The 9,963-nt window shown below is 56.7% G+C and carries 11 protein-coding genes; 9 read left to right on the top strand and 2 right to left on the bottom strand.

Going from position 1 to position 9,963, the window contains the following annotated elements; translation table 11 throughout:
• The first annotated feature begins 7 nt into the window (after positions 1–7).
• From mlaA to sixA, 3 genes are all read left to right on the top strand, one after another.
• Positions 8–766: a phospholipid-binding lipoprotein MlaA gene (gene mlaA / locus EDC52_RS03480; RefSeq protein ID WP_131863928.1), complete on the top strand. Its 759-nt coding sequence runs from the start codon at positions 8–10 to the stop codon at positions 764–766.
• A 260-nt stretch (positions 767–1,026) separates the two neighbouring features.
• Entirely contained in the window at positions 1,027–1,323 is a 297-nt protein-coding gene (locus EDC52_RS03475) for a YfcZ/YiiS family protein (RefSeq protein ID WP_131863927.1), read from the top strand.
• 422 nt (positions 1,324–1,745) lie between these two features.
• Positions 1,746–2,228 carry a phosphohistidine phosphatase SixA gene (gene sixA, locus EDC52_RS03465; protein ID WP_131863925.1) on the top strand — a complete coding sequence of 161 codons (483 nt, stop codon included), beginning with the start codon at positions 1,746–1,748 and terminating at the stop codon, positions 2,226–2,228.
• A gap of 2 nt (positions 2,229–2,230) precedes the next feature.
• On the opposite strand, the gene smrB is transcribed toward sixA, so the two are convergent.
• Positions 2,231–2,761, bottom strand: coding sequence for an endonuclease SmrB (gene smrB / locus EDC52_RS03460; RefSeq protein WP_131863924.1), 531 nt, complete (start codon positions 2,759–2,761; stop codon positions 2,231–2,233).
• 182 nt (positions 2,762–2,943) lie between these two features.
• On the opposite strand from smrB, the gene prmB reads away from it, so the two are divergent.
• The 6 genes from prmB (at position 2,944) to EDC52_RS03430 (ending at position 7,662) form a co-directional block, all read left to right on the top strand.
• Positions 2,944–3,876, top strand: coding sequence for a 50S ribosomal protein L3 N(5)-glutamine methyltransferase (prmB, locus tag EDC52_RS03455; RefSeq protein WP_131863923.1), 933 nt, complete (start codon positions 2,944–2,946; stop codon positions 3,874–3,876).
• Positions 3,877–3,971: 95 nt separating this feature from the next.
• Positions 3,972–5,057 (top strand): chorismate synthase, encoded by a 1,086-nt coding sequence (gene aroC, locus EDC52_RS03450; protein WP_131863922.1) that lies wholly within the window; start codon positions 3,972–3,974, stop codon positions 5,055–5,057.
• A 4-nt stretch (positions 5,058–5,061) separates the two neighbouring features.
• Positions 5,062–5,895 carry a penicillin-insensitive murein endopeptidase gene (gene mepA / locus EDC52_RS03445; protein WP_131863921.1) on the top strand — a complete coding sequence of 278 codons (834 nt, stop codon included), beginning with the start codon at positions 5,062–5,064 and terminating at the stop codon, positions 5,893–5,895.
• Positions 5,896–5,985: 90 nt separating this feature from the next.
• A complete protein-coding gene (locus EDC52_RS03440) occupies positions 5,986–6,789 on the top strand; it encodes a sulfite exporter TauE/SafE family protein (RefSeq protein ID WP_131863920.1) in 804 nt (267 codons plus the stop codon).
• Positions 6,790–6,804: 15 nt separating this feature from the next.
• Entirely contained in the window at positions 6,805–7,353 is a 549-nt protein-coding gene (locus EDC52_RS03435) for an elongation factor P hydroxylase (protein WP_131863919.1), read from the top strand.
• A gap of 30 nt (positions 7,354–7,383) precedes the next feature.
• On the top strand, positions 7,384–7,662 hold the full coding sequence (locus EDC52_RS03430; protein WP_131863918.1) for a YfcL family protein: 279 nt from the start codon (positions 7,384–7,386) through the stop codon (positions 7,660–7,662).
• 138 nt (positions 7,663–7,800) lie between these two features.
• Here the strand turns inward: EDC52_RS03430 and mnmC are convergent, their stop codons facing one another.
• The gene (gene mnmC / locus EDC52_RS03425) at positions 7,801–9,837 is read right to left on the bottom strand and encodes a bifunctional tRNA (5-methylaminomethyl-2-thiouridine)(34)-methyltransferase MnmD/FAD-dependent 5-carboxymethylaminomethyl-2-thiouridine(34) oxidoreductase MnmC (RefSeq protein ID WP_131863917.1); all 2,037 of its coding nucleotides are present in this window, start codon (positions 9,835–9,837) and stop codon (positions 7,801–7,803) included.
• Positions 9,838–9,963 lie beyond the last annotated feature (126 nt).

Below are 9,963 nucleotides of genomic sequence, written 5' to 3'. Positions count from 1 at the left end.
CTGAATAATGAACTACCGCCTGTCAGGTGTAGCACTGGCCAGTGTATTGCTTTTGGGATGTGCCAGTCATAACGCCGACTCTCCAGAAGGGCGTTCAGACCCGCTGGAAGGGTTTAACCGGACGATGTTTAATTTCAACTACAATCTGCTGGACCCCTATGTGCTCCGTCCGGTAGCGGTAGCATGGCGCGATTATGTGCCGACCCCGGCCCGAAACGGGCTGAGCAATTTTTTCAGCAACCTCGAAGAGCCGGCCACGATGGTCAACTATTTCGTCGAGGGCAAGCCCTACAAAGCAATGATCCATTTCAACCGCTTTTTCCTGAATACCCTGCTGGGTATGGGCGGACTTATCGATGTGGCCAGCATGGCGAACCCGAAACTGGCCAAGGAAGAGAGCCGTCGATTCGGCAGTACCCTGGGTAATTATGGCGTGGGTTACGGACCTTATGTGGAACTGCCAGGTTACGGCAGTTTTACCCCGCGCGAAGATATCGGCGGCGCGGTAGATGGCCTCTATCCGGTACTGAGCTATCTGACCTGGTGGATGTCGGCCGGTAAATGGGTTATTGAGGGGATTGAAACCCGGGCGCAACTGCTCGACTCCGATGCGATATTGCATAACTCATCCGATCCGTATGCCATGGTCCGGGCGGCTTATTTCCAGCGCCATGACTTCCTGGCCAGCGACGGTACGCTGACACCGCAGGATAATCCCAATGCACAGCTGATTCAGGGCGATCTGAACGATATCGATGCCGAGTAAGCGCTGACTCGACTGCCTGCGCTGGCGAGCTTGGCTCAGCCCGGCTGGCTGCGGCCGAGCGAAATTAACCTGCTGGTTACATTGATAACCAGCAGGATATGTTTAACCAGCCCCGTTAACTTTTCTCTATTTTTCCGTGACTTAAAGGGTCGATCGCCCAGTAAAAACTGTTAACGCAGGCGATGCGGGCGTATAATAACCATAGCAACTTTGTGTTCGAATAAATTTGTCATACCGGTCATACCGGAGAGGAAATTATCATGGCTAATTCACTGAATAAATGCAGCGCCCAGGAAACAGCAGCCTGCTGTTGCGTCGATGTCGGCACTATTATCGATAATGAAGACTGCAAAGCATCGTTCAGCAAGACGTTTGAAAAACGTCATCAGGCAGAAGAGATGCTGGCCGGTCTGACCGATAAAGCCCGGGCGGTGGAGTCAGATCCGTGCCTGATTGAGAGCCGGATTGATCCTGCCGACGGCGGCGTGGTGCTGAATGCCGATTTCACCTTCAGCTGCCAGGCGGAAACCCTTATTTTCCAGTTGGGACTGCGTTAATCCGCTATTCGCTATAAAATATACGCAGGCCGGGCCAGCGCGGTAGGTTAACCCCGGCCTGCGCTCCATGTGACCTGCGCTCTACGTTAATAAGCCTGTCCCCTCATCTGCACCTTTAGATAATAGCGTTGTCTTAAATCCATAGCCAGATGCTGACCTGCAAAGCAGGCACGGCAGGCTTTCGGCCGAACCAAGACCGCAAATTCGCTGATGCCCGGGTGTAAACCTACTCTATCTGTTGACTCCGCCACGGGTATTGATGTAAAAAACAGCGTTTTATTCATGCTTTCTTGACGCGAACGCCTGGAGCAGAGGTTTAATTACCCTTGTCCGGAGCTGTTATTACTGCCTGATGGGGGTAGGATAATAAACTCATGATGGCTTTTTCAGCTGCGCGTTCAGTCAAACAACTTTGGTGTACTATGCAAGTTTTAATAATGCGGCACGGCGACGCTGCGCCAGACGCAGCCAGCGATGCGGAACGGCCCTTGACCCTGCGCGGCCAGGATGAATCCCGACAAATGGCGAGCTGGCTGAATACGCAGGTGGCGGATACCGACAGAGTTCTGGTCAGTCCGTATCTCCGTGCTCAGCAGACGCTTGCCGTGGTGCGCAGCGAGCTGGTGCTGCCTGATGGGGAAGAAGTATTGCCTGAACTGACGCCCGGCGGCGATACGGATCTGGTGTGCTGCTATCTGCAGACGCTGGCCAATGAAGGACTTGAATCTGTGCTGGTCATTTCCCATCTGCCGCTGGTCGGCTATCTGGTGGCGGATTTATGTCCTGACGAGCAGCCGCCGATGTTTTCTACCTCAGCTGTTGCCTGCGTCGAACTGGACAGCGCCAGCGGCAAGGGCAAACTGCATTGGCAGGTTGGCCCGGCCCAGTTAACCGCCCGGGCCTGATACTATTCTTCCAGGCCGATCAGCACCAGCAGTGCGGCATCGCCGCCGAACGGTTTGGGAGCCTGGTGAAAGCCCTGCACATCGGGATGTTGGGCCAGCCACAACGGGGTCTGCTGCTTGAGAATATGTTTGCCGTGACCATGCATCACGCAGGCGCAGTGCACATGTTCTCTGCGGCAGGCGGCAATCAACGCGCCCAGTTCCTGCTTGGCCTGCGCCTGGGTCAACCCATGCAGATCAAGAAACAGCTCAGGCGTATAATCACCCCGCCTGAGCTTCTTCACCTCATATTGACTGACATCTGGCCGGACATAGCGCGCCGGTCCCTCATCGCTCAGCAGTGGCTGAAATTCATCAGAAAAATAAAAGCTGGCGTCTACCTGCTCCTGAATCAATCGACGGGTGGGCGGCACCGGCTTTTTAAGTTTGGGCTTGGGGGGCGCAATTTTATCCTGCACCAGGGGGCGGGCGCCGGCGATTGACTCGCGAAACAGGTGACGGTCATCCTCACCGAGTTTGTATCTGTTCTTCATTCTCCGCTCTGTTATCGCTGTTCATCTGTGGTTTAGACGTGAGTTTACCCTGAGATGCCGACCCGATGCGAAAAAATGTCTCCGTCATGCCCGGTTGACGACGCGGAGGATGCTGCTTTGTCTGGCGCTTCATGGCAAACTAGTCACCAGGAAACATTAGCACAGTGCCTGCGGAGGGCCGATTGGACAAAATTTTTATAGATGAAGCGGTAGCTGAGATGCATACCATTCAGGATATGCTGCGCTGGACCGTCAGCCGTTTTAATGCCGCTGAACTGTATTACGGTCACGGTACGGACAATCCGTGGGACGAGGCAATGCAACTGGTACTGCCCAGCCTCTATCTGCCGCTGGATCTCCCGTCCGAGATGCATCAGTCCCGCTTGACGTCCAGTGAGCGCTATCGCATTGTCGAACGGGTGGTCAGGCGGGTCAATGAACGCATACCGGTGCCATACCTGACCAACAAAGCCTGGTTTTGCGGACTGGAGTTTTTTGTCGATGAGCGAGTGCTGATTCCCCGTTCGCCGATTGGCGAATTGATAATCGACCGTTTCCGCGACCTGCTGCCCTCGCCGCCGTCGCTCATTCTGGATATGTGTACCGGCAGTGGCTGTATCGCTATTGCCAGTGCGTTTGCTTTCCCTGAGGCCGAGGTGGATGCGGTGGATATTTCCGCTGATGTGCTGGCGGTAGCTGAACATAACATTCAGGCCCATCACCTGGAGCATCAGGTAACGCCACTGCGCTCTGATCTGTTCCGCGATCTGCCGGCGCTGCGCTATGATCTGATCGTGACAAATCCGCCTTATGTCGATGAAGAAGATATGGGCGACCTGCCTGAGGAGTTTCATGCCGAGCCGGTACTGGGACTGGCGGCCGGCAGCGATGGCCTGAAACTGGTCAGGCGTATCCTGGCCAGTGCGCCGGATTATCTTAGCGACGATGGGGTGCTTATCTGCGAAGTGGGCAACAGCATGGTGCACCTGACGGAGAGCTACCCCGAAATACCGTTTAAGTGGCTGAATTTTGAAAACGGCGGCGATGGGGTATTTATGCTTACGCGTAGCCAACTGCTGGCCTGCAGTAAAGCCTTTGAGCTCTACCGCGACTGAGTCTGGCAAACCGCCGCCGTGGTTTTATGTCCCGGCGGCGAGACATCTGCAGCTTTGCAGTCCTGAAAATTTATCAAGTAGGTAAAGGAGTCCTGATGGCAGGGAACAGTATTGGTCAGTTTTTTCGGGTGACCACCTTCGGTGAGTCCCACGGGGTGGCGCTGGGCTGTATTGTCGATGGTGTTCCGCCGGGCATTCCCCTTACCGAGGCGGACTTGCAGCATGACCTGGACCGGCGGCGTCCTGGGACATCGCGCTACACCACTCAACGGCGCGAACCCGACGAGGTTCGTATTCTGTCTGGGGTGTTCGAGGGCGTCACTACCGGCACCAGCATCGGGCTGCTGGTCGAAAATACCGACCAGCGTTCCCAGGATTACGGTGCTATCAAAGAGGTATACCGCCCCGGCCATGCCGATTTTACCTACCAGAAAAAATACGGCATACGCGATTATCGCGGCGGCGGCCGTTCATCGGCCAGGGAAACCGCGATGCGCGTGGCGGCCGGCGCTATAGCCAAAAAATACCTGGCCAGCCTCTATGGCGTTACCGTTCGCGGCTATCTGGCCCAGATAGGGGATGTCAGCTGCGAACTGAAAGACTGGGACCAGGTAGAGCAAAACCCCTTCTTCTGTCCTGATCCCGATAAGCTCGAGGCTCTGGATACGTTGATGCGTAACTTGAAAAAAGACGGTGATTCGATCGGCGCTAAAGTGACGGTCATTGCAGAAAATCTGCCCGCCGGGCTTGGCGAGCCGGTGTTCGATCGCCTGGATGCGGATATAGCCCATGCGCTGATGAGCATCAACGCGGTCAAAGGGGTTGAGATTGGCGACGGCTTTGCGGTAGTCACCAAACGCGGCAGCGAGAACCGGGATGAAATTCTGCCGGAAGGGTTTGCCAGCAATCATGCGGGGGGCATTCTGGGGGGCATCAGCAGTGGCCAGCCGGTGATCGCCCACCTGGCGCTCAAGCCGACCTCAAGCATTATGGTGCCTGGCCGCACCATTAATCGTCAGGGCGAAGCGGTCGACATGGTCACCCGCGGTCGACATGATCCCTGTGTCGGTATCAGGGCGGTGCCGATTGCCGAAGCCATGATGGCTATCGTGCTGCTGGATCACCTGCTGCGCCAGCGCGCCCAGTGCGGTGGAGTATCCCCTTCATCAAGGGTGGAATGAATTCATGCGTCAATGGATTGCGGGCCTGACGGCACTGCTGATATCGTCTTTTGCACTGGCGGCGCCATCGCCGTGGCAGAAAATCACCCATCCGGTGGCGGGCAGCGCCCAGGCGATTGGCGAGTTTGCCAATGGCTGTGTCGTCGGGGCAGAACCGTTGCCGCTGCAGGGGGCCAATTATCAAATCCTGCGTCCGGATCAACGGCGCTACTATGGTCATCCTGATTTGTTGATGTTTATCCATCGACTGAGCAACCAGGTAACTCACCTGGGACTGGGTGAATTGCTGGTCGGCGACATGGCGATGCCGGCCGGCGGACGGTTTAGCAGCGGACATGCCAGCCATCAGTCGGGCCTGGATGTTGATATCTGGCTGCAGTTACCCAAAAGCCGCTGGAGTGCAGCCCAGTTGCTCAAGCCTCAACCTATTGATCTGGTTGCCGCCAACGGCCGAGATATTTCCGCCCGCCAGTGGAAGCCGGCGCTTGGCATGCTGATAAAGCTGGCGGCCCAGGATGATGAAGTGACGCGTATATTTGTTAATCCGGCAATCAAGCAGCAGCTGTGCGCCAGTGCAGGCAGCGACAGGCAATGGCTGCAAAAGGTCAGGCCCTGGTTTGGCCATCGGGCGCACATGCACGTGCGTCTACGTTGTCCGCCCAGCAGCCTGGAATGCGTAGAACAGGCGCCGGTACCGGCAGGGGATGGCTGTGGGACAGAGCTGCAGAGCTGGTTCCAACCGGCTAAACCTGGCTCGGGCTCGCCTGCTAAAAAGCCGCCTCCACCGCTGCCGCGATCCTGCCAGGCGCTGCTTGACCGGCATCTGATCGAGCCTTGAGTTGCCGGCCGACGGATTTTCCGGCGGGCCGGCGTTTGATGTATCCGCTGGCCGGCCGTTTTGCTGCTCGACATGTTCATTGGATAAGAAATGGAATGGTTAACTCTTTCGCCGCTGATATTGCTGGTACTGTTTTTGGTGGCGCTGCTGGCCGGTTTTATCGATGCCATCGCCGGCGGCGGCGGTCTGCTGACAGTGCCCGCTTTGCTGGCGGCTGGCCTGCCGCCGGCTCAGGCGCTGGCCACCAATAAGCTGCAGGGAGTGGGCGGCGCATTCTCGTCCAGTCTGTATTTCGTTCGCCGTAAAGCGGTGGATCTCAATGATCAAAAGCTGAATATCGCATTGACCTTGGTCGGATCCATGGCCGGCGCGATCCTTATCCAGCATCTTGATGCTGGCCTATTGCGCCAGGCGTTGCCGCTGCTGGTTATCGGCATTGGCGTCTATTTCCTGGTTATGCCGCGAATTGGCGAGGAAGATCGGCAAAACCGGCTCGGCGGCCTGGGATTTGCTCTGATTGCGGGCGGCGGTGTCGGTTTTTATGACGGTTTTTTCGGCCCTGGCGCCGGATCATTTTACGCCCTGGCTTATGTGACGTTGAGTGGCTTCAACCTGGCCAAATCCACCGCTCATGCCAAGGTGCTGAACTTTACCTCCAATCTCGGCGGTCTGCTGCTGTTTATCTTGTCCGGTAAAGTCGTCTGGGTGGTTGGCCTGGTGATGCTCGCCGGGCAGATTATCGGCGCTCGGATCGGCGCGCGAATGGTATTGGAAAAAGGCCAGCGGCTTATCCGGCCGATGATCGTTATCGTCTCCCTGGTAATGAGCATCAAACTGGTTTATGACAATCACGGCGCCGCCATCAGCCACTGGTTTTATACTTTTCTAGCGTGAGTCACTACTGAAGCTATGTCTGAACAACACCACTATCAGCAGCTTATCGCCCTATTTGATGGCTGTTTTGCCCAAAGCCTTAATACCCGTTTGATTAAGGGTGATGATGAGCCCATTTATTTACCTGCTGATGATAATCTCCCTTATCACCGGATTGTGTTTGCGCATGGCTATTATGCCAGCGCACTGCACGAAATATCTCACTGGTGCATTGCCGGGGCGCGTCGACGTCTGCTGGTGGATTTTGGCTACTGGTATTGTCCGGACGGCAGGGACCAAGTGACCCAGCACCAGTTTGAGGATGTTGAAATCAAACCGCAGGCTCTTGAATGGCTTTTTTGCGTGGCGGCAGGCTTCCCCTTCAATGTGAGCTGCGATAATCTCAATGGCAGCTGTGAACCCGATCGCATCGCCTTTCAGCGAAAAGTACATGCCCGGTTGATGCACTATTTAGAACAGGGCATTCCTGAGCGCGCAGCTATCTTTATCAATGGGTTGCATTCGTTCTACAATACCCCCCCGTTTAACAGACAGCAGTTCCCTTATCCGGCTGATTTAGGTTAGCAGGGGATACAGCAAACAAGAGGATTTTTGATGATCACAGATTTTGAAGCGCGCATTCTGGCGTTGATAGATGACATGGTAGAACATGCCAGTGACGATGAACTGTTTGCCGGCGGCTACCTGCGTGGTCATTTGACCCTGGCGGTTGCCGAAACCGAACTCAGCGGCGAACATAGCCTTGAAGCCTTGCATCAGCGGGTTCAGGGCAGCATCGATAAAGCTATCGGCAACGGGGAACTCTCCCCCCCTGATCAAGTGCTGGTACAGCAGATGTGGCAAAGCCTTTATCTCCGCGCTCAGACCGAGTGATGGCAGGCTTGGCATGATGTGAACGGCATCGTTGATATTAACGGTGCCTTCCATCGCACACTCGCATCCTTGCACACTCGCATCCTTGCATCCTTGCATCCTTGCATCCTTGCATCCTTGCTCTCTTGGCCGGTATGGTCATCTTTCTCTGGCCGGTACCACCGGACGTCCCTTCAGCAGTTTACGTACCCAGAAGCGATGTGGGCTGAGGGCGGCAGAAAGCGCCCGGCTGAGCGGCAAAGGCTCGCCAAACATCTGTCCGGCCAGGATTTCCGCCGCCAACGGGGCAGAGCATAAGCCTCTGGATCCCAAACCGCCTATCATAAATAAATCCCGATAGCTCGGCGCATCAGCTATTGGGCCGTCCCGTTTGATAAGCCGGTCCAGTTGGTGATATGCCTGTAGAGTAGCCTGATAATCCGGCACATTACCCACCAGAGGCAGATGGTCGCGGCTCGCCAGCCGCACGCCGCTGCGGGCATGCCGTTGGCTGATATCAATACCTGCCGTCCAATCCTGTCCGGGCAGGCAGGCGATAAGTCGGTCCCGATTCTGCCGCTGTTCTTCATCACGATAGTCAACGCCGTCGTCTCCCCGAAGATAACTGGCCCCGATACAGTGGGTTTGATAGCCGGGGCTGGCCGGCGTCAGGTAGCCGTCATAGCACAGCACCTGCCTGAGCCGGGCAAGGCCTGGCGTTGCAGGCACGTGGCTCACCTGGCCGCGAACGCTGTATAGCGGCAGCGGTCGGGTCTGTTCAAATCGGGGCAGTCGATGGCCATTCGCCAGCACCAGGGTGGCGTGGCAGGCCTGCGGCCGGCCAGAAAAATCCAACAGCCAGCCGTCGGCGTTGGACGTCAGCCTGGTCAACTCGGCGCCATAATGCAGAACGGCGCCTTGAGCTTGCGCCAGTTCAAGCAGGGCGGCGGTAAGTTGGGCCGGATTAAGCCAGCCCCCCAGCGGATACGTCACGCCATCGGTGCCGGTGCTGACGCCGGTCTGCTCGAGCATCGCCTGCTCACTGGTCGCCTGCACCAGCGTCTGAGGCCAGCCTGCGCCGAGAATGTCATCAATTTTACGTCGACTTTTTTCATCCCAGGCCAACTGGGCGACCCCACACCACTGGTGTTCAAAGGCCAGGCCCAGCTCGCTAAACTGCTGAAATCCTGCGCGGGCAAAACTGAACGCCGCCGAAAAAAATCGCCCAACGGCGTCATCCCGGCCATTGAGCAATGGATACAGCGCGCCTTGCCGATTACCGGATGCACCCTGGGCAGGGAGCGAATCGGCACAGTACAGCGTAACGGCGCTGCCCCGGCGCTGCAACGCCAGCGCGGTTAATGCGCTGGCGATGCCGCCGCCGATAATCGCCACCTCTTCAGGTCGCGACGCCGGCTGTCGTCGATACCAGGGGGCGTGGTTTTCTGGCGCCGGCCCATCGGTGAGGACGCCGGTCAGCATCTGCCGCTTCAGGCCGTGGCCCTTGGCCCTGTTGACGGTAAATCCCGCCGCCTGCAGCCCCCGGCGCACAAAACCGGCGGCGGTGAAAGTGGCGAAGGTGCCCTGGGGCCGCATCAGCCGGGCCATGGCGCTGAATAGCTGCTCGCTCCACATTGCCGGATTTTTTGACGGGGCAAAGCCATCCAGGAACCAGGCATCGATTTTACCCAACAGACTATCATCCACCTCGGACAGCACCTCGGCGATATCGCCAAACCACAGGTCCAGCGTAACTGCACCCTGGTCGAGTATAAGCCGATGGCAGCCGGCAACCGGCTGCGGCCACTGCGCTCGAAGCCGGCGGGCAACATCGTCGAGTTCCGGCCATTGCCGATGAACGCTGGCCAGGTCTTGCTCGCTGAGAGGGTACTTTTCGACGCTGATAAAATGCAGTCGCTTAAGCTCTGCTCCGGGGTTATCGCGCCGGAAGCGATTGAACGCCTGCCAAAGGACCAGGAAGTTGAGTCCGGTTCCAAATCCGCTTTCGCCCACCAGAAATACCGGCCTAGGATGAGGGTTAAAGCGTTGCGGCAGTCCATTGGAATGTAAAAAAACGTAATGAGTTTCCTCTAATCCGAACTGATTGGAGAAATAAACGTCATCAAACTGTCGGGATACAGGTGTACCTTGTTCGTTCCAATCAAGCGTGGCGGGGCTGATAACGGCGCGATTCACGGCAATAGGCTCTTAATACCAGAAGTGGGGCGATTTTAACGGGGTAAGAGCAAGGGCGCAAATTTTACAAAGTTTGTCTGATCGGACTTGTTCAGCTTACAACTGTACGCTAAAGTGCGTCACAGA

The organism is Biostraticola tofi (genome assembly GCF_004343195.1).
Lineage (GTDB): Bacteria > Pseudomonadota > Gammaproteobacteria > Enterobacterales > Enterobacteriaceae > Biostraticola > Biostraticola tofi.
The sequence above is the reverse complement of the archived record's forward strand: the minus strand, read 5'-3'. Positions and strand labels throughout refer to the sequence as shown.